Origin of the sequence: Vibrio hepatarius (assembly GCF_043642085.1) — a bacterium.
In the GTDB taxonomy this organism is placed as follows: Bacteria; Pseudomonadota; Gammaproteobacteria; order Enterobacterales; family Vibrionaceae; genus Vibrio; species Vibrio hepatarius_C.
Genome location: NZ_JBHZSA010000017.1, coordinates 1 through 26,537 on the forward strand (window position 1 = coordinate 1; position 26,537 = coordinate 26,537).

A 26,537-nucleotide genomic window follows, 5' to 3' on the forward strand; every position below is an offset into this window, starting at 1 on the left:
AATCCCCACTAACTTTGTTAGTGGGGATTATCATACGTCCCGAGGATCATTCAAGTCTCTAAACCGATCGGCATTACCCTCAATGTTGGGAGCGTTTTTACATCGATGGTCTAATGGTTAGAAGCTAGAGCCCGGCTGAGTCAAAAACTCGATTTCCTCCGCAGTGCTTGTTCTACCCAAAATCTCATTTCGATGAGGGTAACGGCCAAAGCGGTCAATAATCACTTTGTGTTTGAGCTCAAAGTCATAGTTATTCTCAAGCCCTGGTTGGTTAAATAACTCGACCGCTTGCTGGTGAATACTGGCCGATTCACTGTGCATGAAGGGCATATAGAGGAAACTGCGTTCTGTGGTGCTTAATTCTTTGTCTAATCCTAGAGCAATAGCCTCTTGAGCGAGTGCTAAAGCGAGAGGGTCTTGGCTAAAGGCTTTAGCGCTATTGCGGTGAGCGTTGCGCGAGAATTGGTCGAGGACAATGATCTCAGCCAAACGCCCCTTAGCTGACGTTCTCCAGTTGGACAGCTCGCATTGAGCCGCGCTTTTTAATAATGCACTGAATCTGCTCTTGATGGTTGCGTCTACCTCATCACTGCTCACGAACCAATCCTTGGGGTCGAGCTCATTGAACCAAAAACTCAGCACGTCATTTTCTGTTGGTAGCATACTCATTGGGTCTTCCATGTTTAGGTTGAGGTCAGTTGACTATGGATAAAACTAGCAAGTTTGGCAACCCCTTGTTTCCAATCCATATTGGCTAATAAGTTGGAGCAACTAAAGCGTATGCAGTGTCGAAATTGGTCGCTGGTTCCAAAAATGGTTCCCGGTAAAATACTGATTCCTTCCGGCTTGGCTTGCTGGTAGATTTTTTCTGAATCAATGTGATCGGGCAGAGTTAACCACAGTAGAAATGAACCCTGAGGCAGGTAAATCTGGTATCGGCCTTGAAGTTCTGGGTAGTGATTGAGCGCAGAAACTAACTCACCATGAAACTGCTTCAAATTGGCTTGATAAAAACGGTGCATTTTTTGAACGTGAGTACGGTATTTCCCGGTACTCAGAAAATCCGCAACAGCCGATTGCATCAAGTTTAAACTGCCCATGTTGTCACAGAGCAAGATTTTTTCTATTTTGGCTTGATATTGTCCAGCAATAATCCAACCAATTCTCAGTCTTGAATCGAGCATTTTCGACAATGAGTTAACGTAGATAACCCGATCATTTTTATCAAGAGCCTTAAGTGGTGGTATGCCTTGATCAAATGCGAGGGCACCAAACACATCGTCTTCAATAATAGGAATCGATGGAGCCAATTTAAGTAGCTCAACCCGCTTCTCTAACGGCATTCTTGCCCCAGTCGGGTTAGTGAAATTAGGCGTGACTAAGATGGCGCTTATATCCCATTTTTTAAGGGCTTGCCGTAAACTCTCTGGCTCCATCCCTGTTTTAGGGCAGCTGGGGATCTCTACGACCTTTAGTCCGAGTGATTCCATCAACAATAGGTTGCCGAAGTAACACGGGGACTCGACGGCGACAATATCTCCAGCCTGAGTTAATGCGCGCAGAGCCAAACTGATCGCTTGCTGAGCACCGTGTGTCACAGCGATTTGACTGGCGGGCGCATTGATGCCAAGGTCCTGGCTTATTTTACCAAGGTGTTTAATGAGCAGCTCGTTTCCAGGCGGTAACTGATAATGGCTTGCTACATTAGCTTGCCTGCGGCTGTGGCGTCCAATTTCAGCGTAAAGGCTTTTGATTATCGGCGTGTCGATGTTTGGGTGCGCAGTACCTGTCGCGAGCCATTCATTTTCTGGCGAGTAGGTAAGGATCTCTTTACAGACGGAAAGTAAGTCGACTTGATTGGGCTTAGCAACTGGCTTTAGGGTGTCTTGACGATGGTTAACGTGATAACCCGACTTCGCCACTGCAAAGATGACTCCCTGTGCTTCGAGCTCTTGATAGGCGCGAATCACGGTGTTTTTGCTGACCGACAACTGGTGACTTAACGCCCGTATAGAAGGGAGTTTATCTTGGTCAACCAGCAGGCCAGATTCAATTTGCTCTTTAATCGACTCTTCGATCATTGAATACTTACTACTCATGCTCATCTTCTGTACCCAATAAAATTATCCAATCTGTGTCTTTTGGTATTTTCTGTGCCTATTAGAATATCGGTATAACAAGGAGAAAATCCAGAGGAGTTTTTATATTGGTTCGTTATATCCCGTTTTTGTTTGTCATACTGTGGGCGTCAGGCTTTGTAGGCGCTCGGTATGGGTTGCAATATGCAGAGCCAGCAACGCTCCTTTCCATTCGTATGTTGGGTAATGTGTTGTTGTTTTTAGTATTGGTCGCTTGCCTTCGCCGCCGACTGCCTACAGGGAAAGGCCTTTTCCATAGTGCGGTCGTTGGATTGTTAATTCATGGTTTTTACCTAGGAGGGACGTATCTTGCCATTGAGCTTGGTATGCCCGCTGGGTTGAGCTCATTGTTGGTTGGTTTGCAGCCAATATTGACCGCGTTGCTATTGGTTAGCTTTGCTCAGCATACCTTTAAGCCGTCGCAGTGGTTGGGATTAGTGCTTGGCTTTATTGGTATTAGCTTGGTGTTGATGGGCAAGATAGAGTGGCAATCAGACCAGCATAAATTGGCAGCAATTGCGATCTGTTTTGTCGCTTTGTTTGGCATCACACTGGGTACACTGTATCAGAAAAAATACTGCCAAGATGTCGATATGGTGGGCAGTGCAACGGTTCAATACTTTGCTGCGGGTTTATTGTTTCTCCCTTATGCAGCAAGCTTTGAAACGATGGAAGTGGATTGGAGCATGCCATTCATATTGACGTTAGTTTGGTTGGTCGTTGTATTGTCGTGTATTGCAGTGTTGCTACTGCTCTACATGGTGAAAAACGGCGCTGCTTCGAGTGTCGCTTCGGTTTTTTATCTGGTACCTCCAACAACGGCCATTCAAGCGTGGGTGCTGTTTGGCGAGTCATTTGACCTTTATGGTGTACTCGGATTTATGTGTGCTGCAATTGCAGTTTATCTTGTCGCTAAAGCGCCTTCACTATCTAAGTCCAAATGGGCAAGAGCCTAATTAATAGACACTCACTCTTTGTGGGTATTGGCAAAAAGAGAGCGAGGACTATAATCTCGCTCTCTCCATTTCCTGGGTAGAAACAGTGAATATAGCTAGAAAACCAGATCGAGCGACAGCGATGCGTGACATCATCGAACAAGTGAAAGCGACATTGCCCCTCTATGAATCCGAGACGTTTGTTTGTGGAAGCAAAGGCAGTTGTATCGGTTGTCCGAAGAAGTTACTCGAAATGGTTGATTCGGATCTCTGCTATTGGGAGTCTGCGCTCGATAGGGGTATAGAACCCCAGTTTGACGAAATTCGCCGATTTGGAAAAATGTGCACTAGTGTGAAACGAGCGTTAAGCCGTAACGGCCTAATTTAATTTCTCGCCCCCCTTTAGAACTTGACGGCTGTGGACTAACTTTAATGTTAGGCAGCAGCGAAGGGGGTGTTTTGTGACTCTATATATTTCGTTACGCAGAGTAATCGCCATGGTGATGGCTTACTTTGTAATTTCTCCTGCTTTTAGTTCTGAGAATGATTTAAGAGAACTTTCGTTCTATACCGAAAGTTATCCGCCAGCGAACTACTTGGTTGATAACAAAATTACGGGTTATTCCGTTGATATCTTATTGGCCGCTAGTGCCCTTGTCGGTGAACCAGTGACCCTTTCCCAAATAACCTTACAGCCGTGGGCACGTTCTTATCGAACGGTGCTAACTCATGGTGATTCAGTTTTGTTTTCGACCACGCGCTCTGAACATCGTGAAGAGTTGTTTAAGTGGGTCGGGCCTATCCTTGATATCAAAGTCGTGGTCCTTGCCCGTAAAGATTCTGACATCGTCATCAATGACCCCATTGATATGGCCAATTATAGGATTGGTGTAATAAGAGATGATATTGGTGAACAGAGTCTTCTAGCGCTGGGGGTACCGAGAGACTCAATGCAAGAAGCATCTTACGTTACTGTACTAGCTGAGCAGTTAATGAAAAAGCGCATAGATCTTTTTGTCTACTCAGAAAGAGCCGCTTACTGGTGGTCACGACAAGCTGGAATAGACCCTGATATGTTTGAACCTGTTTATGTTGTACAAGAGGGGCAGGTTTACTTTGCCTTCAATCGAGACTCTGACGAAGAGGTTGTTGAAAAGCTGCAACAGGGTCTTGAGATGCTCAAACGTAAGGATGAATCGGGTATTAGCCGTTATGAACAGATTCTAGAGAAATACTGAAGCGTTCCGATACTAGCCCAAGCATCGATGCTTAGGCTGGTATCACTTACAAAGTAGGGCTGTTAGAGGCTTAACGAGGACTTAAACACTCGTTAAACTTTGGCTTTCTTAACAAAGTACGGGTTATCAAACTTTTTCGGGTTACCAAGTTCAGACACCACAAGTTTGTTCCATAGTTGTACATCAAATTCACCTTTCGGGATTGATGGATACAGCGTTTCGACTTCTTCCATGGCAAAGCGAATAAACTGCTTTTTCTTTATTTGATTGTATTTACGCGCCACGCGATTGTGTTTCGCTATCCATTCTTGTTTAAAAGCGATCAAGCCAGGCTCTGCAACTTCTAATGGCAGCCTAGAAAGATAAATGCGTTTGTAAGAGACTTTACGGTCAAGCATCGTCCTCATGGCTGTTTGGATATACTTGCCATGATTGGTGATTGAGATCTCTTCTTGATCAAAAAGTTGGACACTCCAACCACTAGGAAAAAAATTCGGTTTTCGGTACTGCTTGTTTCTAACATCGATAGCTTGGTGCATGACAAGATCGGAAGTACCGTTGAAGGTTTGTTGCCATTTACCGATACGAATCTGCACAGCAGTAGGTAATCGATAAATATTAGTAAATTTATCTTGTTCCATATTTTTATACACTAATTTTACGTCGATATATAAAAGGCAAAGAAGAATAGGCTTGAATATGAGCGCCTATTTTTAAAGGTTAGAAAACTATTCGACACAGTGTAGTGAAAAACACTCAAGCTCGCTAGTCGGTTTGGTCAATATTTGGTTAGATAATGGACGGCTTAGGCTTGCGTTGGTCACAATTCTCAGCGTTATGACTGATGAGTACAAGAAGTGAGTTGGCTCTAGCGATTGTTCGATAGAGCCAAGCATTAGATTAGTCGTAGATGGTAGGGATTGGTTGACGCTTGTGCTGAGTCACTTTATAAATGTGCACTAAACGCTCAGTAACCTCTTGAGAGACTGGTTTCCCTTCTAAGAAATCATCGATTTGATCGTAGCTTAGGTTTAACGCGTCTTCGTCCGCTTTTTGTGGGTCTAGTTCTTCAAGGTCAGCGGTTGGTACTTTTTTAACAAGCTGTTCTGGTGCGCCAAGCGTCGCAGCAAGCTCTCGTACTTGACGTTTACTAAGACCAAATAGGGGAGCCATATCGCAAGCGCCATCACCAAACTTAGTGTAGAAGCCGGTAATATTTTCTGCCGAGTGATCCGTACCAATAACCAAACCACCAACGTAACCAGCGATTTCGTATTGAGCAACCATACGTGCACGCGCTTTGACATTGCCTTTAACGAAGTCAATTTTCGCGTTGTCTTCAGGTAGTAAACCAGTGCCTTCAAGAGCAATGTGACTTGCAGCGTGTAAACCGTCGACGCCCGCTTTAATGTTTACGGATACTGAATGAGAAGGCTGGATAAATTGCAGTGCTAGCTGCGCTTCATCTTCATCTTTTTGCTCACCATAAGGTAAACGAACGGCAATAAACTGGTAGCCAGCGCCACTCTCTTCATTCAACTGGTTTACAGCCAGTTGCGCTAAGCGGCCACAAGTTGTTGAATCAACGCCACCACTGATACCGAGTACCAGTGATTTACAACCAGACTCTTGTAGTTTGCGTTTAATAAAATCTACGCGGCGTGTAATTTCAAAATGAGGGTCTATTGATGGCAAAACGCGCATTTCGTCGCGAATTAGCTGTTCCATTATGTTTCCTTCCTGCAAGCAATATGGTTTAAAATTGTTAGTCTAACGGGTAACTTTAACAGGTCTACCTCAGGTCAAACTCTGAATATCGAAGTGAACGTGTTAAAGTCACATCGCTATATCATACCTCAATCAATAAATTAGAAAACTGTGATCGCGGTTTTCCCGGATAGTGAAGAACAACAATGAGCAAAATTGCCGTATTTGGTAGTGCCTTTAATCCACCTAGCCTTGGACATAAGAGCGTGATCGAGTCTCTTGAACATTTTGACCGAGTTCTACTGCTACCAAGTATTGCCCACGCTTGGGGAAAGCAGATGCTCGAATATTCTGTCCGATGTGAACTGGTGGACGTTTTTATTGAAGATCTTGGTACCACGAATGTAGAACGCTCTACGGTTGAAGAAGATCTTCATCAGCCGGGATCCAGCGTGACGACCTTTGCCGTGTTAGAAGAATTACAAGCTCGTTATCCAGAGAGTGAGTTCACTTTCGTCATGGGACCGGACAATTTCTTCAATTTTTCAAAGTTTTACAAGGCAGATGAAATTCTAGAAAGATGGTGTGTGTTGAGTTGTCCCGAACGGGTTAAAGTGCGAAGTACGGATATTCGTAATGCACTAATTGATAAAAAGGATATTTCTGACCTCACAACCCCTAAAGTATGTCGCAAATTGGCCGAAAAAGAGTATTATTAAATGGTCTAGTGTACGATATATAAGAGGCATGAATGTCAAGGTGCGGATTGATATGGGGGGCTTTATTGCTGTCTTCCGTTTCAAATGCGTGTGAGATGTATGACAGCAGTTCCAGTTCTCAATCGGTAATGTTAGGGCAGCAAGGTGTCTGCTTCTCGATACTTGATGGTATTGGTTATACCGCTAAGTCGATAGACTCAATTAGCAGTTATATGGTTGACGATTCAACGGATTACTCAACCTATTGGTCAGATTGGCTGTTGAAAAATGATAGCAATCCAATCTTAACCAAAAGCTTATCGTCAAATTATATTGGTTTAGGAGTATGGGTACCGAGTGAACTAGAAGATCAGCTCTCTAGTATGGATACAGAAGAGTGGATCAAAAGCCATGGCTTACAGCTTAGCCTTGGTTTCGGTGATATGAATACCGGGGAACCGCGCATGCGATTTGATTATCGTTGGCATGAACAAAAAAGCGGTGACGTCATGATGCAAGTTGAAGTCCCGTTTTAACCGATAAAACTCCTCTTTGTTTCAGCAAGTTTGATACGCTTTTATCCGTTTGAAACTTGCTGGCCTTCCAAGCGTTCATAGCAGTGGCTAATTAGCTGTTCTGGCGTTTCTGGCTTTGAAAAATAGTAGCCTTGAATAAAGTTACAGCCCATAGCGTAGAGTTTCTCTAATGCTTCTTGGTTTTCCACGCCTTCAGCAATCAATTTGACTCTTAATTGCTTTGCCAATTGAACAATAAGCCAGACTACGCGTTCGGCCGTTTCGTTACTCAACATGTTATTGATAAAGGTTGCGTCAATCTTAATGCAGTCAATTGGATAGCTGTGAATGTAGTTGAGACTTGAGTATCCAGTACCAAAGTCATCGAGGGCGACGGTGAACCCCAGCAAACGCAATTTAGTCAGGATATTTTTGACTTCATCGGTTTGCGAAAGCAGCACAGTTTCGGTGAGTTCTATAGTGAACTCTTCCGGAGTAAAGTTATAGCGTTGTATCGTTGCAAGCAGGTGCTGTAAGTAGCGCTCTGAGTTATTTAGTTCATGAGCAGAGCAGTTGAGCCCCAATTTTACTTTGTGGCCCAGGCCATTTTCTAATGCGACTTTGGCCTTGCAAGCGAGCTCGACAATACGCTCACCAAAATCAACAATAAGTCCAGATTGCTCTGCAGCCTCTATAAACTCTAAGGGAGGAATCGCTCCTAGTGCTTTGCTCTGCCAGCGTGCCAAGATTTCATAGTAATCCCATTGCTTGTTATTCCGTTCAACAATGGGTTGAGCGACAACGTAAATCTCCCCGTCACTGATGGTTTCTTTCGACAGTTCGTTACGTAGCGCGTCAATAATCAGCGCTCGGCGGTAATACTGGGCGCTCAAATGTGTGTCGTAGCATTGGACATTAATGTGTCTAGATTGCTTACAGTCTTTGAGCGCTAAGCTGGCGTTAAGAATGATTTGATCTGGGGTAACATGTGGCCCAGCACTCTTTGCCAAACCAATACTGATGCTGAATTTAATGTTGTGCGCTGGGTCTTGATAGCCTTTCTCAAGGTTTTTAATGATGGTGTGACAAATTTCGAATGGATCGCCCGATAGGGTAATAAACGCGAACTCATCGCCAGCGATGCGAAAGGCAAGATGCTTATCTTTAATCGCTAGCTTAATGGTGTTGGCGACAAATTTTATGATCTGATCGCCGATGTAGTTACCGTATAAGTCATTAATTGATTTGAAGTTATCTATATCAATATACGCAAGGGTGAATGAGTCGATATTCATCTCATTAAGGCGCTCGATCTTATCCGATAGAAAACTTCGATTAAGCAAACCCGTTAAATTGTCATGGGAGACTTCATAGCTAAGTTGGTCGACCAAGGTTTCGGAGCGAGCGGACAGCCACTTGGCGCGTAAGTTATGAGTGACAATATTGGCGAATAGTTTGTGTCCTTCAACAAGGCGCTCCTCTTGATTTGCGCTGATCTCATTGTCGAACGTAGAAAGCAAAACCCCCAAGACTTCGCCGTTGGTCGCCTTTAGTGGAATCGCGATGTAGGCTTGAATGTCATTATCAAAAAGAAACTGCTCACTAGGATGATGTGAGGAGGCTTGGTTTCGGCAGAGTGTATATTCTTGATTAGACTGAGTTACAAATGCCCAAGTGCTGCGGGTTAAAGGTGTAGTGCAGTGGTTTCGCTGTAACCTTAGCTCGCATGACGAAGCGAGCAAGACCGACTTTGGGGTAAACTGGTCGAACTCGATAACGCACGTGCAAAATGAGCCTGAGTGCTGGTGCAGCTCATAGGTTGCTTTGTTGAGCAGCTCTAGGCCGTCCAAGCTCAATGTCTCGCCAAGTGTTTCGACACTTAGCGTATTTGGTACAGATGTTGTCCTAGCCATAACGAGTAACTCACTATTATTGCGACTTATGTCACTTATTTATCGGTTGGGTTACTTTTTAAATATGGTACCGCATGCATATTTTTGCAAACTTAAATAAAAACTAATTGCATATGAAGGCTAGGTGGATGTAATCACTGAGATTGTTCTTTAGAAAGGCGTGTTTTTAAATAATCTAAGAACAGTTTAGTGCGCGTGTGTTGGTAATCAAGTTTCGGATAATAAGCATAAACGAGCGCCTCGTCGGCAGTAATATCAGGCAAAATGCGCTTGAGAGTTCCTACTTTCAGCTCTTCTTTGATCATCACGTCATTGGACAGCAAAATCCCCATGCCACTTTTAGCTGCATAAAACAGAGCCTCAGGGTTCGTGGTCGCAAAGTTGCCACTCAAAGAGAGCTTTTGTCCATTGGTTAAGGTGATTTCACGCTGGGTTCGCTCGCCCCATACCAACATATTATGATCGGTGAGTGCCTTGGCGTTTTCTGGCTCACCATGTTGCTCGATGTAATCAGGCGATGCATAAAAGCCCGCTTTATGCTCGAAAAGAGGGGTGGCTTTAAAGCTGAGTGAGTTGAGTTGCTCAATCTCTCGGCTGATGAAGAGATCTAAACTGAGTGTAGGGAGTTGACCGGGCGTGGTGGTAATGAGCTGGATTCGTATGTCCGGATACATTTTCAGAAAATCATTCAGGTACTGGACGAGAAACTTTGACCCAACTGCTAGCGTCGCACCAATCTTCAGTAGCCCTACCGGAGTTTCAGAAACTGAGCGCGTTTCATCAACGATAGACTGCCACCCGTCCAACTGCACTTTGGCGCGCTCATAGAATAACGCCCCAGCTTCTGTCTGGGTCACCGAGCGAGTAGTGCGCTTTAAAAGTTGTGCACCGATACGCTCTTCAAGCCAATGAATTCGCTTACTAATGGCTGAGCTGGTGGTATTCAATGTCCTTGCGGCACCATTGAAGCTGCCTTCATCAACGACGCGAATATAACTCTGAACACTTTGAATCCAATCCATAACTCACCCTTATTGTTTCTTTTTGGGAATTAATCACTTTCCATTTTGCCATATTATCATTCGATTGGGACACATATAAACTCTAATCACTGATAATTGATTAAGGAGTCGCAATGAAGAAAACCCCGATTTTATTAGCCATGATGATCATCGCGACAGGACAGGTGGGTGTAAGTATTTATCTACCGTCATTGCCTATGATCAGCGAATCTTTACAGGCTAACCAGGCTGATATCCAACTTTTAGTGACTCTATTTTTGGTTGGCTTTGGTGCCTCTCAGTTGTTCTACGGCCCGCTTTCGGATGCTATTGGGCGCAGACCAGTGTTTATTATTGGCCAAGGTATCTATCTGATTGGTACCGTGATGTGCATTACTAACACTGACAGTTTATTGATTCTTACGGTAGGTCGCTTACTGCAAGGCATGGGGGCGGGTAGTGCGTCCGTTCTTGGTCGCAGTGTACTTAGGGACAGCTATGAGGGGGCTCAACTGACCAAAGCGTTGTCTTACATTTCGGTCACTGCTTCTATTATGCCGATTGTAGCGCCAGTTTTAGGTGGTTGGATTTCTTTCTACTTAGGTTGGGAAGCCGTATTCAGTTTTGTTTTGCTGTACCTTGTGGCTATTTTCACGCTTGGTTACTTTATCTTGCCTGAAACCATGAGTTACGGAAAATCCCGCTTTGATGTAAGTAATGTAATTAAGAACTACGGGCGTCTTATCACCAACAAGCAGGTTATTTCTAGCGCAAGCTATAACTGGATCAGTTACCTGGCGAGTTTGGTTTCTCTCTCAGTAATGCCTTTTATTTTACAGCATAACCTAGGTCTTACCGCTGCCGAGTATGGTTCGGTAATGATTATTCCTTCTGCAGGACTTATGGCCGGAAGCCTAGCGTTGAATGTCCTAAATCGCTACCTGTCGACACGTCAACTGATGACACTAGCCATTTCCATCATGGTTTTTGCTGGAGTTTGGCTAGTGTCGATGCCTGTGTCACTGTTCAATTTAGTGTGGGCATTTACTTGGTTGACAGTTGCTCAGGGGATTTCTTTCCCGTTATCAATCAGCATGCTGTTAGAGCCACACAAGCGTCAAGCAGGTTCAGTATCGGCGCTATCCGGTTCGATACAAATGTGTTTGGCGGGGTTATTTGGTGGTTATTTGGTTGAGTACTGGGTGCAGAGCCAATTTGCGATGGGAGTATTTTATTTAGTCTCCGCATCAATGATGGCTTACGTATTAATTGCGTCAAAGAAGGTTAGCACTGTGCAGCAAGAGTTTGCTTGATCGGCAGTTGAGGGTACAATGCCCGAAAAATTGAGATATCGAGACAAAAACGATGGAACACAAAGAGTTTGAGGCTTTAGTTAAGTCACTATGTGAGAAAGAAAACTTACCACAGGCGTTAGATCTGTTAAAAGCGTCTGTAGACAGTGAAGTGTCTGAGGCTGCACAGTCTTTAACGGGTCAGTTTGCACTTGCAGAAGTTGATGGTGCAAAGCGTGTTTACCACGTGACAGTGCAAGAGAACGAACAAGGCGAAGAGCAAGAGTTTGTAGAGCATGTAATGGATGAAGGCGACGATGTAATCCGATTCGTTGCGTGGTTCTTCGATGTGATGTTTGATGTGAAACGTAAAGATACTTACCAAGCCGCGGGCAAAACATATACTCAACCAAAACGCGCTTAGTAATGTGATTTAGTTCTTGTTTTTGTGCTAATTGTGATTAAAATCACACTCCTGTTTTTAGGAGACAATCATGAATCACGAACTAGGCAATGCTTATATTGGTCAAATGATCGCTAAGCAAGCTATGCACGAAGCACTATATGGTAAGCCTAAAGCGAAGAAAGCCTCTTTTATCAAACGAATGATGAAGAAGTTGGCCAAGTAAGCGCAATGTGAAATGGATTTTCTAATCTCGATGAGTAACGAGCTTAGTCAAAAGCCCCGCTGATTTCAGCGGGGCTTTTTGTTGTATGCGTGAATTTTTTTGTGCGCGTTAAAGTGACACAACGTTATCGGGAACTGTGCTCAGCCCCTTTTCTTCAATCCATGCGCTGAGATTATCGGCACCACCGATATAATGTCCATCCAGCCAAATTTGAGGTACGGTTACCGGAGTTTTCTCACCTATGATGGCTTTTACCTCTGGGATCATTCTGTACAGTGCCGCGCTATCTTTGACAACATCATAGTATTGATAGTCAATGCCAGCCTCATCCAATATTTTTTTTGCTTTGACGCAATAAGGGCAGGTGGCTTTGCCATACACGATATTGCCTTTTAGCGTGTCACGCTTTGTCCACTCTTGAATCACCGACTGAATCAAGACTCCACGGTTAAGTGCTTCGCCTTGGCTAACAACTTTGCCCTCGACCATCAAGATAGGAGCGTGCCAAGCACCAACTTTGAGCGGCTCCCACCAATGCGAAAGCCAATCCTTAACTTCTAACTCGATAGGGATCCCAGCTAACTCGTTCTCAAAGGTATCGGTCAGGATATCTTTGGTTAACGTACATTCGCCACATGGAATGTTTACTTTAAATGGGCCCCAACTCCCGGCCCACTTGTATAGTGTTAGCTTTATTGGACTTGTCATAGAATTGCTCTCCTTAAATGCCTATGACTAAATAGAACGGCGTCAGATGGCTTATCTTTCAGCTATTTTGATTTTTTTGTTTCCCAGCGAGTAATGAAGGCGACAGAGGCAATAATGATAGCTGCGCCTAACCATAATCTTCCCGGTGGAACCCAGCCAAATACTGCCCAACCAGCCAGTACATTCAATGGCAGTTTTGCATGATCAAATGGCTGAACAAACGAAGCATCTGCGACGGAGTACGCTTTTACAATAGCCCACTGAGCCAACGCTGTCATTGCGCCAGCCGCGAACAGAACGAGCCAAATTGTTCCACCACTAGGCATTTGCCAGTCTGGTAGCGCAAGTAAGATATTAAATGGCGTAATTAAGATAAGAAGATAGACCACCATGGTTGAAGGAGAATCGTCAGAAGAGAGCTTTTTCACCATCAGTGAATAACACGCCCAGAAGAAGGCTGCCCCAACAGGTAGCAAAGTTGCCCAGTTAAAGTCTTCTGCCCATGGCTCTAGAATGATCATTGCGCCAACAAAGCCTGATAACGTCGCTAGCCAGCGAGCTGATCCAACTTTCTCTTTAAGAAACAGTCCTGAGCCTACAGTCGCAAACAGTGGCGATGTCATCAGGAGTGCAATACCTTGCCAAATCGGTACAGGGTAGGCGAGCGCCCAAAGCCAAAGCTGAATACCGATAACCGATAGAAATACGCGGAAGATGTGCATTCCAAGGTGCTGAGTTCGTAAAGACTTACCAATCCCTAATGTTTTTAAGTAAGGAAGGATCACGACCAGTGCAATGGCATATTGGATAAGGGCGACGGTGGTTGAAGATAGTCCAAAATTAATACTGGCGATTTGTGCAAGACTGTTAACAATGGCAAACGCTAGCCCTGCCGTAAGCATCCAGCTAGCCCCTTGAATCGGGTGATGATTTCTGGTGGTCATGATGTAAGTGTATGAAAAATTGATAGTGTGAATCATACGACTTTATTGAAGTGAGATCACCTTAGTAATCTGAACTTGTTCTTCAATAAAGCCGAATGAGAGCAGTTTGTTTATTGATTGATGCGCCTTAGCGTTTTTTATTCAGTGTGTAGACGGAAGCGACCACCAGAATAAGGCCAATGGCATGCCAAACCGTGAACAACTCATCAAGAACCATCACGGCAAAAACGGCGGTGATTGCAGGGCCGATATTGTTGGTCAGACTAAGTGTTGTAGGGGTTAGTCTCGCCATTGCTGCAGCCATTAGATAGGAAGGCAGTACGGTACAAAAAATCCCAAGCAAAATTCCGATGGTAATCAGTTCTATGCTCCAATCAGTTGGAGAGGCACTACTCAGTGATAGATGAACAAGAATCGCTAGCCCCGCGCTACCCATACCGATACTGGTAAACATTGAGCTGCCCAAGTGACCAATTAGCGGTTTACTCCAAACTAGATAGAAAGCGAAGACCAAAGCCGAGGTGATCGCGAGCAAACTCCCGGAGACAACAGACGAGCCAAAGGCACTGAAGTCATGAAAGACAATAAAGCCAATCCCGACATAGCCAATCAAAGCGGAAGACAATACGGCGCGAGTAGGCTTATTGCCGTACAAGCCCCAACTGATCAACACAACAAAGGTTGGGAAAAGGAAGATCAACAGGCGTTCAAGTTGAGCTGAGATATGCGCAAGAGAGGCGATGTCTAAAAAGCTAGCGAGGTAATAACCCATCACACCAATTGCGGCAGCTTTTAAACCATAACGCTTAACCTTAACGCGGTTTTCCCTGTTTCGGCACAGAAATAGGAGTATGAGTGAATAAACCGGAAGCGAGCTGAACGCTCGCAGCGTCATGATCGACGTTGCATCTCCGCCATATTGATAAGCGAGCTTAATAAATATCGGCTTTACAGAGAAAAGGACGCAACCTGCGAGTGCCATCAAAATACCAAACTGGGTAGCAGATGAAGAGCTAGAGGAGGCGGTGTGAGTGTTTTCGGTCATTCGTCTCGTATCCTTTTTGAGAGTGGAGGCTACGAGAAAGGAAGGCTGGCTACGTTCTCGTAGCCAGGCGCAGTGTTACCTACCGGCTACAGGCATTGAGAAGAAGGAGCCAAAGGTAGGTACACATAAAAGTCATAATCATTCCAATTGGTGGTGAATTTTTAGACTATCTTTGTCACACATAAAATGCAACCGCTTGTTGTTAGTCTTGTTGCAACTTTAATTCGACTTGGTTTAGCGCATTTTGGTATATAGACCAAGCACAGATACCCGCTAGGATATTACCGATAAACGCACCCCAGAATAGACCTTGGATACCATACAAGTGTGATCCTAGCCATAAACAAGGTAAGAAGAAGGCAAACAGTCGCAGTGCTGAAATCGTCAGCGCGGTATAAGATTTTCCTAGCGCATTGTTGATTGAAACCATCAACATACAGATGCCTAGTGGTCCTAAACTAAATGGCACAACCATTAGGTGATAGCTAAGAATTGACTCAACCTCTCCTTCGCTGGTCATGAGAATCGCCAAACCATTAGAGCCAAGCCAAGTGGCGACTGCGATGATCAATTGGAAGCCCAATACAAATTTGACCGCGATGCTGACGAGTTTTCGGATGTCAGTAAGGTTGTTAGCGCCGAGCATCTTTCCGACCATTGGCGGCATTGACATAGTCAGTGCAAGAACTGAAACAATGGCAAAAAACTCGTATCTTGACCCCAGAGCCCACGCCGCGACAGCCGCAGTACCGTAACCCGCGAGCAGTTTCGTCGCGAGCATAGAAGAGAGTGGTGGGAGTAATTGGCTGATCATCGCAGGTCCCATGATATTGCCAATAGAGCGAAGGCTTTGTACGACGTTTAAATCGCTCCAATCAAAGCTCATCCAATGCTTGCTTGTCACCTTAGGTGCGACAAACAGAATACCTAAGCCGAATGCGATAATGGTTGCGATAGCCGCGCCGTTGATGCCCAAATCGAAAGTGAAAATGAAAATAGGGTCGAGCACTAAGTTGAGCGCGCTGGTCACCATCATCATGGTACCCGGCAGCATGGTATTACCGTTGGCTCGACACACACTGTATAAGAAATAGAGCACTGCGCCCGTCCATGAGCTGACGAGCCAGTAGATCCAGTAACTATCAATGATAGGGAGTACGGATTCTGGTGCGCTAAGTAGCCCTAAAATCGGCTCGCGGATTAAATAGATAATCACAGAGAACAGTGCGACACCAACGCTGCCCATTGCAATGACAAGGCCACCGAGCTGCTTGGCATAGCGCTCTTGCTTGGCTCCAATCGCTTTGGCAATTACAGAGGTCGTCGCAATGCCTAGACCAACCTGTATACCGATAATGATCATTTGAATCGGTAAGGTAAAGCCTTGAGCCGCGAGAGGTAAAACCCCTAACTGCCCGATGAAAGCACTGTCTACCAGCTGGAAACTCATCAGTGAGAGTACGCCAAACAGCATTGGCCAAGTCATTTTGAATAATTGCTTCCCTAGAGAAGGCGTTGAATCTTGTGTTGTTGAAGTCATAACCATACTTTGAATTAAGGTCTTTCGACTGAACTTAAAGTTAAACCGAGGCGACAGTGCCTCGGTTTACTATTGTTTCACATACATCGTAGCCGTATTGCCCGATTTCAAGGGGTAAGCTAAATAATCATGCGAAAGCGCTACTCTTGCTTAAAGTCATCGGCGTAGCCTTTGGGTGGTGGCGTCCATCCTCGCTCACCACTTTCATGACGATCTGAACGATCGGTTTGCATTGCTAGCTTGATATGTTCTTCCATATGCATAAAGAGTTTTCGGTAGTTATTGTCGAAACGTTCGCCTTCAGAATCATCCTCCCAAGCATGGTAGAGCCTATCGGATTTTCTATCCTCAACGCGTTTATATGCCGTTTTTTGTTTTTCGACGTGGAATGGATGGAAATTCAACTCTCGCATTGCATGTGCGCCAAGCTCAAGCGCTGAATGATAAGTTTCAAGCTCAATAATATCGGCACCGGCTTGGCGAAGCAGGTAGCCGTGGCCTCGGTCAAATGCGCGAGCGAGCACTTTTACATGAGGGTAGCTGTGTTTGACGTACTTGGTAAGCTCGACACAGGTCTCTCGGTTATCTATGGCAATCACTAGTAATGACGCCTCCTCAATCCCTGCGGTATGCAACAGATCAGGGCGACTTGCATCACCAAAGTAGGCCTTGGTATTAATTTGGCGAACGATATCTACCTGCGCAGCTTGCTGATCTAGAACGACCGTATGTACGCCATTCGAGACAAGTAAGCGGTTAACAATTTGGCCAAATCGACCGATTCCAGCAATGATAACTGTGCCTTTTTCTTCGATTGTGTCCGCTTCTCGCTCGTTGGATTGCTGCTGAAATCTTGGCAATATGACTTTATCAAATAGAATGAATAAACCCGGAGTGAGGAACATCGACAATGCAACGACCAGTGATAAGGTCTGCGCAATATCTTGAGGAATAACATGGTTTTGCACGGTAAAGCTCAGTAGCACAAAGCCAAACTCACCAGCTTGAGCAAGGCTAAGGGTAAATAACCAGCGGTTGCTGTCTTTAATGCGAAAAACCAATGCGAGGACATACAGGACAACGGCTTTAAGCACCATAACGCCCAACGTCAGACCGATGATCAGTGCAAAGTCATCAAACAAGATACCAAAATTAATCCCAGCGCCTACGGTGATGAAAAACAGACCGAGTAGTAGACCTTTAAACGGGTCAATATTGGATTCAAGTTCATGGCGGAATTCGCTGTTAGCCAGTACAACGCCAGCAAGGAAGGTTCCCAGTGCTGGAGATAAACCAACTAAACTCATCAAAGCGGCAATGCCGACAACTAACATGAGTGCCGTTGCGGTGAATATTTCGCGCAGCCCAGAGCTAGCAACGAACCTGAACAGAGGTCGGCTCAAGTAGTGACCACCGACGACTAAGCCAATAATCGAAGCAATGATCACTAAACCGTAAGCCCAGCCGGGTAAGCCCGCCACAAGGCTAAGCTCTTCATGGTGATCGGACGCGGCGGTGACTGCAGATTGTGCTTGCTCAACCAATTCAGGAAGTGCCAATAGCGGAATAAAAGCGAGCATTGGAATCACAGCAATATCTTGGAACAAGAGTACCGAGAAAGCATTCTGACCGCCTTCGGTTTTGCTGAGTCCTTTTTCGTTGAAGGTTTGCAGTACGATCGCCGTTGAAGAAAGAGCAAAGATCAAACCAATAGCCAGAGCGATAGTCCAGGGCTGTTCAAAATAGATAGCAATCGCCATGACAATCGCTGCAGTGCCACCCACCTGAAGTCCACCTAAGCCAATTAAGCGATTGCGCATCGACCATAACATCTTAGGTTCAAGCTCTAAGCCGACTAAGAACAGCATCATAACAACACCAAATTCAGCAAAGTGCTGGATGGTGTTGGTCTCTTCACCGACAAGACCAATGATAGGGCCGATCACGACGCCAGCGATCAGGTAGCCTAATACAGAACCAAGCCCCAAACGCTTAGCGATAGGAACCGCAATGACTGCCGCTGCTAAGTAAATGAAGGCTTGCAGAAAGTAACCGGTCATAGCTGTACCTCTTTCGCGAGTATATCGACGTAATGATTGAGTTTTTCTACCTGTCTGGCTTGTTCATAGTCGATTTGATCCTTAACCAGAGCTTTTAGAAGTTTCGTCCAATTCTCGACATGCGTGGTGACACGTCCATCTTCTTGAGCTGTGCGCGCGCCGAACAGTGCAAATGGTGCCAGATAATCCATACCCGTCAGACTTGCCATCTGCTCAAGCGGATAAAGCAATTCACGAATGGTGTAGTGGTTATAGCCATCGGTTTGGTAAGCCTCAGCTTTACCGCCCGCAGAAAGTGAGCAAAAGAATTTTTTGCCATGTAATGCGTTGCCTTCATTGCCGTAAGCAAATCCGTATTCCAACACTAGATCTTGCCACTCTTTTAAAATCGCAGGCATTGAATACCAGTAGAGCGGAAATTGAAAGATGATCACATCGTGCTCGAGTAAGCGCTGCTGCTCTTTGTCGATATTAATTTGATAGGTAGGGTATTCGTAGTAAAGGTCTACAGCCGTGACTCCTTCAACCTTTTGGGCGGTATTGAAAAGATGCTGATTGACTTCAGAGCGCCCAGGAGAAGGGTGAGCGTATAACACGAGGACTTTATTATCTGACATATCTTGTCTCGCTGGTTGAAAAGTGTTGGCGGTATCAAGCTATTTTTACATAACGTCGCGCTATTCATCAAAGCGAACTAAGGCTCAATGAGTTATTACATAGAATTAGTAATGCTTAGAAATGGTCGCTTCTAAGTCACTTAGATGTTCAACGATAAGTGAGGCATGAGCTGTGAACGGCGTGTGTTTTCCATGCGTAACAAGGCACGAAGGCATTGCCGCATTGAACGCCGCTTGCAGATCATACAGGTAATCCCCAACGTAAAGGATCTCACTCGACTCAAGTTGCCATTCATTGGCTAAGAAGAGCAAAGAGTCAGGCGCGGGTTTAGGTGGAAAGTGTTCGCGCGTAATGACGTGAGAGATAGTTATTTTGTTGTGGGATAGTTTGGTTAGAGCGGCCTCAGAGCAGTTTCTGGTAATGACTGCAGTGAGAAGATTCTTGTTGTCGATAAAATTGAGAAGGGATTCGCAACCCGGCATGGGATTAGAATTCTCTGCGTCTTCAAGTTCATGTTGAAGAACCAATGAATGCGCGTTGGCTTGAGTTATCTGACAGTCTATCTGGTCGATAAAAGAGAGCAGGTCTTGACTACTTGGGCATCCAAGCTGCTCTCTCAACCATTGAAAGTCCATGTCTGAGCTCACTAGAGTATTATCAAGATCAAAAACGATGGCTTTGATTTGAGGGATATTGAGTGGCACATGTGACATAGACTTTCCTTTAGTTATGCGAACTCTTTCTCCAAGTAAGCAACGATATCTGATGACTCATACATCCATTGTACATTGCCATCTTTCTCGATTCTTAAGCAAGGAACTTTCACTTTACCACCGCCAGATTCAAGCTCTGAACGGTGAGTTTGGTCGTTCTTCGCATCACGTAAATCGAATTTGACCGATTGACGTTTCATTGCACGACGTACCTTTACACAGAAAGGGCACGCTTCGAATTGATACAAGGCGAGCGACTGAGCTTTGGTGTCGACAGCTTGTTGATCTTCAGCAGTACGTTTTACGCCTTTTGGTGAAAATACAAAGTTGAGCAGTAGAATAATTCGCCCTAAAAACCAGCGGATAAACTTCATAACAAACCTATTATTATTTTAGAAGGTGACATTTACGTTACGCATTGTAACTGAGATGTGACCAATCTTAAACTTAGCTAAGTGTTATTTGATGCTTCTTGCTTACTTCAATACCTAAACGTTTAGCCAGTCGAGTTAAGTTCGCTCGATCGGTCTTTAACTGGCGAGCCGCTTGAGCCCAATTAAATTCGGCACTGTTTAATGCCGTGATGATCATTTGGCGTTGATACTCTTCTGTTGACTCTCTTAAGCCTAACGATGGGTTTATTTCCGCTAAAGAATGAGTTGCTAAGCCTTCGCTTGGGATGGGCATATCTGGCATCGAGTCTAGCTCACCAATATCTTCGACGGAGATGGTAATCAGTTTGCCACCTCGTCCTCTCGCTCTGGCTTTTAATGCCGCGCGATTAATCACGTGCTCAAGCTCGCGAACGTTGCCCGGCCAGTTGTAGCGAGCTAACTCAATACGCGCTTCTTTACCTAGCTTTATTTGTACGATGCCTAGTTTTCGTCTTGCTTGTTCTAGGAAGTAGCCAGCAAGTAGAACAATGTCGCCATTTCGCTCACGCAGAGCAGGAACGGTGATCGGGTAGACACTCAAGCGGTGATATAAGTCTGAGCGGAATCGACCTTCGGACACTTCTTCTTTCAGGTCACGGTTTGTTGCCGCCAGCACTCGCACATCAATGGTTTGTACCTTGTCTTGACCCACAGGCTGGATCTCATTGTTTTGTAGCGCGCGCAATATCTTACTTTGCGCGGCTAGAGGAAGCTCGCCGATTTCGTCTAAGAACAGGGTACCGCCATCAGCAAGGGCAAATTTACCCAAGCGAGACTTGTCTGCACCAGTAAATGCGCCTTTAACATGGCCAAATAACTCACTTTCTACTAGATTTTCAGGAATCGCGGCACAGTTAACGTAAACCAAAGGCTGCTTTTTGCGTGGTGATAAATGATGAAGACTGCGTGCAACCAGTTCTTTACCCACACCCGTTTCACCGTGGATAAGGATATTGAAATTAGAAGGAGCAACCACTTCGATATCCGCTTTAAGCGCTTGCATCGAGTGGCTGTCACCAATGATCTCACTGCCGTCTCTGTCCCAAGCATCTTCGTTGAGCTCTTCGAATTTTTGTTGGGTTTGCTTAGCTTGCTGTTCAAGTTGGCTTACTGCAAGAGCGACTTTTAGCGTAGAAGCGGCAATTGCAGATAGTGCTTCAAGACTGCGCGTGGGGATTTGCTCAAATACGCCAGGGGTTAAGCTATCTAGTGTTAAAACGCCGAGCAGTTTATCGGCGTAGAAGAGTGGTAGCCCCATGCATGAGTGCATTGGTAAGTCACCTTCGTAGTCGAGCAACAGGTTGTCGAATGGGTCAGGTAAGTCAGAGTCTGCATCGAATCGGACCGCACTCTTAGACCCGCAGATCTGATCGAAGCGAGGATGCTCTGCGATTTTAAATCGGCGGCCGAGAGTGTCTCTCGTTAAGCCTTGAAGAGCTAGCGGGACGAGCGTGTCACCTTGCAATGAGAGCAATGCCACGCTATCACATTGAATGGCTTTACGAATCGCGTCGAGTAAGTTGTTGAATCGGTCTTGATCGTTGTCACCGCGAGCGAGACCAATGGTCATGTCGATGAGCGTAGAAATAGAAATATCTTGCATGGCTTGTTGTCGTGCACTAGAGCTATTAAATGTTGATTTAGAATTAAACACAGTTTGAGAGATATTTCAAACTCTATGAGTCAATATGACTCCGAGTGTGTGTGTCGAAATGACATTTAATTGACTGGAAAGTGACGAAAAACCAGTGTTTTACAAGGATATTAAAGTTGGCACCGTTCCTGCAGATGTAGGCACGCATAATTAAAAAATTAATGAGGAGAAAGTCTCAATGCTTAACAACCAACATATTGAAGTCGTTAAAAGTACCATTCCACTACTAGAATCTGCAGGGCCTGCATTAACTCAACATTTCTACCAAAGAATGTTCTCTCATAACCCTGAGCTTAAAGACATCTTTAATATGACGCATCAAAAAACAGGCCGCCAAGGTGTGGCGCTGTTTGAAGCAATTGCTGCGTATGCGAAAAACATTGAAAACTTGGCGGCGTTGACCTCTGCTGTAGAGCGCATTGCCCAAAAACACACCAGTTTTAACATTCAAGCTGAACATTACCAAATCGTCGGTCATCACTTGATTGAGACATTGCGTGAACTCGCAAGTGATGCATTTACTCAAGAAGTGGAAGAAGCATGGACAGCTGCGTATCTATTTTTGGCGCAGATCTTTATCGATCGCGAAGGAGAGCTCTACCTACAGCGAAGACAAGCAGTAGGTGGCTGGGCAAATGCGCGTTCATTTGTGGTTTCTAGCAAGAAGGCTGAATCTGAATTTGTCACTAGCTTCGTGCTGACTCCAGAAGATGGCCAAGCGGTATTAGATTACCAACCAGGTCAATACATCGGTATTGAGTTAAAACCATCAGCAGGGGAGAACAACGAGATTCGCCAGTACTCGCTATCACAAAAATCAAACGGGGTCGATTACCGAATCTCTGTAAAACGTGAAATCGGTGAACATAAAGGGTTGGTTTCAAACCATCTGCATGATGACGTTCATGAAGGTGACACGGTAAGCCTATATCCGCCAGCAGGTGACTTCTTCTATCAAGAAAAGCGCAAGCCGACGGTATTGATCTCGGCAGGTGTTGGGGCAACACCGATGCAATCAATGATGCAGACTTTTGCGTCTGAAGGTAAAAAAGACGTCACTGTGCTTTATGCATGTAACAATGCCGCGCAGCATACCTTCAAGCAAGAGGTGTCTGACCTTGCACTTGAGCACAACTGGCCAACGTTTACTTGGTACCTAACAGAAAACACAGCAGATTTCTCAGGCCAGCTAGATGTAACCTTAGTTGCGAAAGAGCTACCAATTGAACACGGCGACTTCTACCTATGTGGTCCAGTCGGCTTTATGGAAGCAGCAGTAAAACAGTTAGAGAGTATAGGTGTTGCGCGAGATCGTATCCACTATGAGGTGTTTGGCCCTCACGCTTATTTATAATTAACCGAAAAGGCCCTTGATGAAGGGCCTTTTTAATGCGCTTTTATAGAACTAGCCAAATAACGACTTGAGCCACAGCATGAGCTTAGACGGTTTATTTGCTGCAAGAGGTGAACGTTCAGTGCCAAGGTAAAAGCTTTCAAGAAACTGGGTACGTAACTCCTGCGTTGATGCGAATGTCGTCGCCGAAAGCAGCGTGGCAGAATTGAAAGCATGGTCATTGGCTAGGCTAAAGTCCATTCTTAAATAGCCTTGGCAGTAGAGCCACAAATGCGTCACCAAAGCGAACTGACGGCTACCAAGTTCTTCAAACTTTTGAGCATGCTCATTACCTAGATTCTCATCGAAGACCTTACGCATCGCTGCTGCTGATTCAGCTTGAGATTCGATGTGACTTGCTTCTTCAATATGAGCTTTGGTAAGAACACCTAATAGATGCTGAACAGGTTCGATATCTGGTTTTCTGCCACACGCGCGCTTAAAGAGAGCATTATGCTTATCAATAAACATCTCGAACGACTTTCGATCTGACTCAATAACGGTAATAGCGTCAGATTGAATCTGGTTAAGCTGCTGCTCTAGCTCAGTCATTAGATTGCAGTTGCTCTAACGTAATTTCAAACGAACCTTTATCAGAGTCGACAAACAGACTCTCGCCAGTAATCATCACTGAAAGATCCATACTGCGCTCTACTGTTTCAGAGAATGCTTCAATGCTTTCAGGATCAAAACGGTAGATATTGGCTTTGTATTGGTGAACCTTGTTTTTGGTCTGTTGCCACCAAACATCGGATTTGCTGTTGAAAGAGAATACGTCAACGCTTGGAGCAAGGCGGCATGCCTTTTTGATACGGTCCAGTGACGGTTCGCCAATATCAACCCAAAGTTGAATCTGGTCGTCCAAAGATTTAACCCATAGGTCAGGCTCTTCAGTGGTAGACAGTCCTTTCGTTAAGGCTAAGTCTGGTTGCCACTTAACGCAGAAAGCCAAAACGCGCGCCATCATGCGAGGTACGGTCTCTGACGGGTGTTGTGCAACAGTCAGTTGCGTAGAATCGTACAGGTCGCGATTGGTATCAGAAAGCGAAATGCGGAACTTATAAATCGTAGGTTTAAGAGCCATAAAACTTCTTGTATATAAAAAAATAGCCAGCGTAATGCTGGCTATTGTAAAACTTTAGTACTTAAGAATTAAAGTACTTTGATGTTCTCAGCTTGAGGGCCTTTTTGGCCAGTAGTTACAACGAACTCAACTTTTTGACCTTCAACTAGAGTACGGAAGCCGTCACCAGTGATAGCAGAGAAGTGAGCAAAAACGTCTGGGCCGTTTTCTTGTTGAATGAAGCCGAAACCTTTAGTTTCGTTAAACCATTTTACTGTACCAGTTACAGTGTTAGACATAATGTATATCCTTGATAGATCATGTAAAAGCCATACGGCATCGATAGCGTGGAAAAGGAGATTGCTATTGCGCACGACGTTACGACAGACATCAACACATCTAACGGAACGGCGAAAGTAAACAAGTACCGTTTTCAAGCTGACGATTAGTCTAAAGACACGTGCAACTAAGTCAATAACAATAGAGGGGATTTGGCCCCAGAATCATGGGTTTTCATTAGAAATTTGCGCTAGGTATACTTTCGAAAATTTTGATGATTTATCTATAAGTAGTGTAACATTTGCCAAGCTGGTTAGTGATAGAGCGATTTAAAGATAACTTTGAAACGTCTTAAATAATAAACTGGTATCAAGTAAACGATGGAGGCCATATGGCAAAGAAGAAACGTCCTGCTGAGCTCAGTGACGACAAACTGGTGACCGAAACCGAATTTGGTCGAGGTCAAATAAACGATAATGCCCTAAAGGCGGTGGTAACAAGCAAACTGTTTAAGGTAAGAGTAGAGAAAGCGAAAAAAGGGAAAGGAAGCTATCAACGCAACCTAAAACATAGAGGCAAAGAGCCCTATTCAAAAGCCGCTTAAATAGCGATATTTGAATAGGGCTCTTTCTTTATCTGATCAAGAATTAACGTTCGATCTTCGGCGAGTAAATTGAGTACGCGGTAATTTGCCCAGCGACGATAGCGGAAAACATAAATAGCGCAGACAGACCAATACTCGGGATAGGAAGAATCGATTGCTCGAATACCGATTGGCTTGCGCTGACGAGTACGCGGCTCCCGGGTACCAGAATAATGATCCCCTGAACAATGTAGATAGAACCGGTTAAGTCCATCTTCTTCGCTACCCAGGTTCCATACAAAGTGATCAGCACTGTCGTTACCCAAGTGCCAACAACCCAACCACTCTCAAACCCTAAATAGAACGGTCCCCACATACCAAGAATCGCAACCGGAAGGCCAAGTAGGATATCTTTCGGTCTAGCGTTGAAGATGATCCCCAATGAAATTGAGATCAAAAATAGTCCAGAGATGTGCAGCCCAATAGGCACTTCGTTGGTGTAGCTAAAAGGTTCTGCTTGGCCCCATATCGACTCACCAATATTCAAACCCATCACGATACCGACAAACAGCTTAATCAGCGATAAGGCGCTTTGCCCAAGCAGGCTGGTACCCGAAACCAGATCATTAAATGCTAAACATTCCAATGAGTTGGCGATAGATAATCCGGGCACAAATAAAACGATGGCGGCAATACACAGTGCCCAGACAGGGATCTCTGCGCTGGTACTAGCGAAGAAAGCAACAAGAATACCCGTGAGTAGAGCTGCGATGAATTCAGCGGCGATAGAGCGACGAGCCCGGTATACTTGCTGCGTTCCCCATACAATAAAACCAAGAAATATCGATATGAAGATGGCGTCCATTGTTGAACCGACCAGCATGAGATAAGCAGGGGGAATGCCCATGTTTGCAAGAGCGATGACCCACTTTGGATAACCAGCAGGCTCTGGGACTGGCTCAGAGCTAGGTTGGTTGATGCGAATAATGGTATTGGCCAACAAACTGAGGTTAATCGATGCAGGCTGGTGGCGCTTCATCACCACCGCATTGTTATCATCAGGAAACTGATAATTGACAGTGGTTGGCGTCGCCTGAATCATCAGATCAACACCATGCTTTCGAGCATAAAACTGCGTGTATTTCTCAAGCTTGTAAGGCGCACAGCCACATCGGTGTAAGGTGTCGCCAATTTCGACGATCTTACGAATTCGGTACTCTGAAGGCATGGTATGTAGTACGTAAAAAATTGTGGCGCAAAGGTATCAAACCGTAGAGTGTGATTCGAGCAATAATAGGGTGAACAGTGGTCGAGCTCACACTAATTGATTGACGTAATATTTACCTATCATCACAATTATGGAAACTCTGTTTGCAGGGCGATAGATCATATAAAACTGCACACATTAGGCGACAATTATCACAAATTTAAACTTAT

Annotated in this window: 29 protein-coding genes; 10 read left to right on the plus strand and 19 right to left on the minus strand. The window is 44.9% G+C overall.

The window, feature by feature from the left end:
• Positions 1–117: 117 nt before the first annotated feature.
• Complete coding sequence (locus ACHUFZ_RS19735) at positions 118–669, minus strand: DUF924 family protein (RefSeq protein WP_394128480.1); 552 nt, start codon at positions 667–669, stop codon at positions 118–120.
• A 14-nt stretch (positions 670–683) separates the two neighbouring features.
• Positions 684–2,105: an aminotransferase-like domain-containing protein gene (locus ACHUFZ_RS19740; protein WP_394128481.1), complete on the minus strand. Its 1,422-nt coding sequence runs from the start codon at positions 2,103–2,105 to the stop codon at positions 684–686.
• Positions 2,106–2,203: 98 nt separating this feature from the next.
• On the opposite strand from ACHUFZ_RS19740, the gene ACHUFZ_RS19745 reads away from it, so the two are divergent.
• The 3 genes from ACHUFZ_RS19745 to ACHUFZ_RS19755 all read left to right on the plus strand — a co-directional run bounded on the left by ACHUFZ_RS19745 (position 2,204) and on the right by ACHUFZ_RS19755 (position 4,311).
• Entirely contained in the window at positions 2,204–3,094 is an 891-nt protein-coding gene (locus ACHUFZ_RS19745; RefSeq protein WP_394128516.1) for a DMT family transporter, read from the plus strand.
• A 91-nt stretch (positions 3,095–3,185) separates the two neighbouring features.
• Positions 3,186–3,461, plus strand: a complete 276-nt coding sequence (locus tag ACHUFZ_RS19750; protein ID WP_394128517.1) for a hypothetical protein — start codon at positions 3,186–3,188, stop codon at positions 3,459–3,461.
• 115 nt (positions 3,462–3,576) lie between these two features.
• Positions 3,577–4,311, plus strand: a complete 735-nt coding sequence (locus ACHUFZ_RS19755) for a substrate-binding periplasmic protein (RefSeq protein WP_394128518.1) — start codon at positions 3,577–3,579, stop codon at positions 4,309–4,311.
• A 92-nt stretch (positions 4,312–4,403) separates the two neighbouring features.
• Here the strand turns inward: ACHUFZ_RS19755 and ACHUFZ_RS19760 are convergent, their stop codons facing one another.
• Both ACHUFZ_RS19760 and nadE read right to left on the minus strand, forming a co-directional pair.
• A complete protein-coding gene (locus ACHUFZ_RS19760; protein ID WP_394128482.1) occupies positions 4,404–4,952 on the minus strand; it encodes an MSHA operon transcriptional regulator in 549 nt (182 codons plus the stop codon).
• A gap of 259 nt (positions 4,953–5,211) precedes the next feature.
• Positions 5,212–6,039, minus strand: coding sequence for an ammonia-dependent NAD(+) synthetase (nadE, locus tag ACHUFZ_RS19765; protein WP_394128483.1), 828 nt, complete (start codon positions 6,037–6,039; stop codon positions 5,212–5,214).
• A gap of 185 nt (positions 6,040–6,224) precedes the next feature.
• Between nadE and ACHUFZ_RS19770 the strand changes: the two genes are divergently transcribed.
• Together ACHUFZ_RS19770 and ACHUFZ_RS19775 are read left to right on the plus strand one after the other, a co-directional pair.
• Positions 6,225–6,737, plus strand: coding sequence for a nicotinate-nicotinamide nucleotide adenylyltransferase (locus ACHUFZ_RS19770; protein ID WP_394128484.1), 513 nt, complete (start codon positions 6,225–6,227; stop codon positions 6,735–6,737).
• A 32-nt stretch (positions 6,738–6,769) separates the two neighbouring features.
• Complete coding sequence (locus ACHUFZ_RS19775) at positions 6,770–7,252, plus strand: hypothetical protein (protein ID WP_394128485.1); 483 nt, start codon at positions 6,770–6,772, stop codon at positions 7,250–7,252.
• A 41-nt stretch (positions 7,253–7,293) separates the two neighbouring features.
• Here the strand turns inward: ACHUFZ_RS19775 and ACHUFZ_RS19780 are convergent, their stop codons facing one another.
• Together ACHUFZ_RS19780 and ACHUFZ_RS19785 are read right to left on the minus strand one after the other, a co-directional pair.
• Complete coding sequence (locus ACHUFZ_RS19780) at positions 7,294–9,144, minus strand: putative bifunctional diguanylate cyclase/phosphodiesterase (RefSeq protein ID WP_394128486.1); 1,851 nt, start codon at positions 9,142–9,144, stop codon at positions 7,294–7,296.
• A gap of 134 nt (positions 9,145–9,278) precedes the next feature.
• Complete coding sequence (locus ACHUFZ_RS19785) at positions 9,279–10,166, minus strand: LysR family transcriptional regulator (RefSeq protein ID WP_394128487.1); 888 nt, start codon at positions 10,164–10,166, stop codon at positions 9,279–9,281.
• 113 nt (positions 10,167–10,279) lie between these two features.
• Here ACHUFZ_RS19785 and ACHUFZ_RS19790 point away from each other — a divergent pair, with 113 nt between their 5' ends.
• From ACHUFZ_RS19790 to ACHUFZ_RS19800, 3 genes are all read left to right on the plus strand, one after another.
• Complete coding sequence (locus tag ACHUFZ_RS19790; protein WP_394128488.1) at positions 10,280–11,458, plus strand: multidrug effflux MFS transporter; 1,179 nt, start codon at positions 10,280–10,282, stop codon at positions 11,456–11,458.
• Between the two features lie 52 nt (positions 11,459–11,510).
• A complete protein-coding gene (locus ACHUFZ_RS19795) occupies positions 11,511–11,861 on the plus strand; it encodes a hypothetical protein (RefSeq protein WP_394128489.1) in 351 nt (116 codons plus the stop codon).
• 70 nt (positions 11,862–11,931) lie between these two features.
• A complete protein-coding gene (locus ACHUFZ_RS19800) occupies positions 11,932–12,066 on the plus strand; it encodes a hypothetical protein (protein ID WP_004412174.1) in 135 nt (44 codons plus the stop codon).
• 108 nt (positions 12,067–12,174) lie between these two features.
• On the opposite strand, the gene ACHUFZ_RS19805 is transcribed toward ACHUFZ_RS19800, so the two are convergent.
• The 9 genes from ACHUFZ_RS19805 to norR all read right to left on the minus strand — a co-directional run bounded on the left by ACHUFZ_RS19805 (position 12,175) and on the right by norR (position 21,731).
• Positions 12,175–12,774 (minus strand): glutaredoxin domain-containing protein, encoded by a 600-nt coding sequence (locus ACHUFZ_RS19805; protein ID WP_394128490.1) that lies wholly within the window; start codon positions 12,772–12,774, stop codon positions 12,175–12,177.
• A 62-nt stretch (positions 12,775–12,836) separates the two neighbouring features.
• A complete protein-coding gene (locus ACHUFZ_RS19810) occupies positions 12,837–13,718 on the minus strand; it encodes a DMT family transporter (protein WP_394128491.1) in 882 nt (293 codons plus the stop codon).
• A gap of 127 nt (positions 13,719–13,845) precedes the next feature.
• Positions 13,846–14,763: a DMT family transporter gene (locus tag ACHUFZ_RS19815; RefSeq protein ID WP_394128492.1), complete on the minus strand. Its 918-nt coding sequence runs from the start codon at positions 14,761–14,763 to the stop codon at positions 13,846–13,848.
• Positions 14,764–14,965: 202 nt separating this feature from the next.
• On the minus strand, positions 14,966–16,303 hold the full coding sequence (locus tag ACHUFZ_RS19820; protein ID WP_394128493.1) for an MATE family efflux transporter: 1,338 nt from the start codon (positions 16,301–16,303) through the stop codon (positions 14,966–14,968).
• Between the two features lie 140 nt (positions 16,304–16,443).
• Positions 16,444–18,363 carry a monovalent cation:proton antiporter-2 (CPA2) family protein gene (locus ACHUFZ_RS19825; RefSeq protein WP_394128494.1) on the minus strand — a complete coding sequence of 640 codons (1,920 nt, stop codon included), beginning with the start codon at positions 18,361–18,363 and terminating at the stop codon, positions 16,444–16,446.
• A complete protein-coding gene (locus ACHUFZ_RS19830) occupies positions 18,360–18,980 on the minus strand; it encodes an NAD(P)H-dependent oxidoreductase (RefSeq protein WP_394128495.1) in 621 nt (206 codons plus the stop codon). Before ACHUFZ_RS19830 ends, ACHUFZ_RS19825 begins: the two co-directional genes overlap by 4 nt.
• A 105-nt stretch (positions 18,981–19,085) precedes the next feature.
• Complete coding sequence (locus tag ACHUFZ_RS19835) at positions 19,086–19,694, minus strand: HAD family hydrolase (RefSeq protein WP_394128497.1); 609 nt, start codon at positions 19,692–19,694, stop codon at positions 19,086–19,088.
• 14 nt (positions 19,695–19,708) lie between these two features.
• Positions 19,709–20,068 carry a glutaredoxin family protein gene (locus ACHUFZ_RS19840; RefSeq protein WP_394128498.1) on the minus strand — a complete coding sequence of 120 codons (360 nt, stop codon included), beginning with the start codon at positions 20,066–20,068 and terminating at the stop codon, positions 19,709–19,711.
• Positions 20,069–20,141: 73 nt separating this feature from the next.
• Positions 20,142–21,731, minus strand: coding sequence for a nitric oxide reductase transcriptional regulator NorR (gene norR, locus ACHUFZ_RS19845; protein ID WP_394128499.1), 1,590 nt, complete (start codon positions 21,729–21,731; stop codon positions 20,142–20,144).
• 229 nt (positions 21,732–21,960) lie between these two features.
• Here norR and hmpA point away from each other — a divergent pair, with 229 nt between their 5' ends.
• A complete protein-coding gene (hmpA, locus tag ACHUFZ_RS19850) occupies positions 21,961–23,136 on the plus strand; it encodes an NO-inducible flavohemoprotein (protein WP_394128500.1) in 1,176 nt (391 codons plus the stop codon).
• Between the two features lie 51 nt (positions 23,137–23,187).
• Here the strand turns inward: hmpA and ACHUFZ_RS19855 are convergent, their stop codons facing one another.
• From ACHUFZ_RS19855 to ACHUFZ_RS19865, 3 genes are all read right to left on the minus strand, one after another.
• On the minus strand, positions 23,188–23,727 hold the full coding sequence (locus ACHUFZ_RS19855; RefSeq protein WP_394128501.1) for a hypothetical protein: 540 nt from the start codon (positions 23,725–23,727) through the stop codon (positions 23,188–23,190).
• Entirely contained in the window at positions 23,720–24,259 is a 540-nt protein-coding gene (locus ACHUFZ_RS19860; protein ID WP_394128502.1) for a YaeQ family protein, read from the minus strand. The genes ACHUFZ_RS19855 and ACHUFZ_RS19860 overlap by 8 nt, the downstream gene beginning before the upstream one ends.
• A 68-nt stretch (positions 24,260–24,327) precedes the next feature.
• Complete coding sequence (locus ACHUFZ_RS19865) at positions 24,328–24,537, minus strand: cold-shock protein (RefSeq protein ID WP_004412161.1); 210 nt, start codon at positions 24,535–24,537, stop codon at positions 24,328–24,330.
• Between the two features lie 371 nt (positions 24,538–24,908).
• Here ACHUFZ_RS19865 and ACHUFZ_RS19870 point away from each other — a divergent pair, with 371 nt between their 5' ends.
• The gene (locus ACHUFZ_RS19870; protein WP_394128503.1) at positions 24,909–25,121 is read left to right on the plus strand and encodes an alternative ribosome-rescue factor A; all 213 of its coding nucleotides are present in this window, start codon (positions 24,909–24,911) and stop codon (positions 25,119–25,121) included.
• A 43-nt stretch (positions 25,122–25,164) separates the two neighbouring features.
• Here ACHUFZ_RS19870 and ACHUFZ_RS19875 read toward each other — a convergent pair whose 3' ends face one another.
• Positions 25,165–26,328: a threonine/serine exporter family protein gene (locus ACHUFZ_RS19875; protein ID WP_394128504.1), complete on the minus strand. Its 1,164-nt coding sequence runs from the start codon at positions 26,326–26,328 to the stop codon at positions 25,165–25,167.
• Positions 26,329–26,537: the final 209 nt, after the last annotated feature.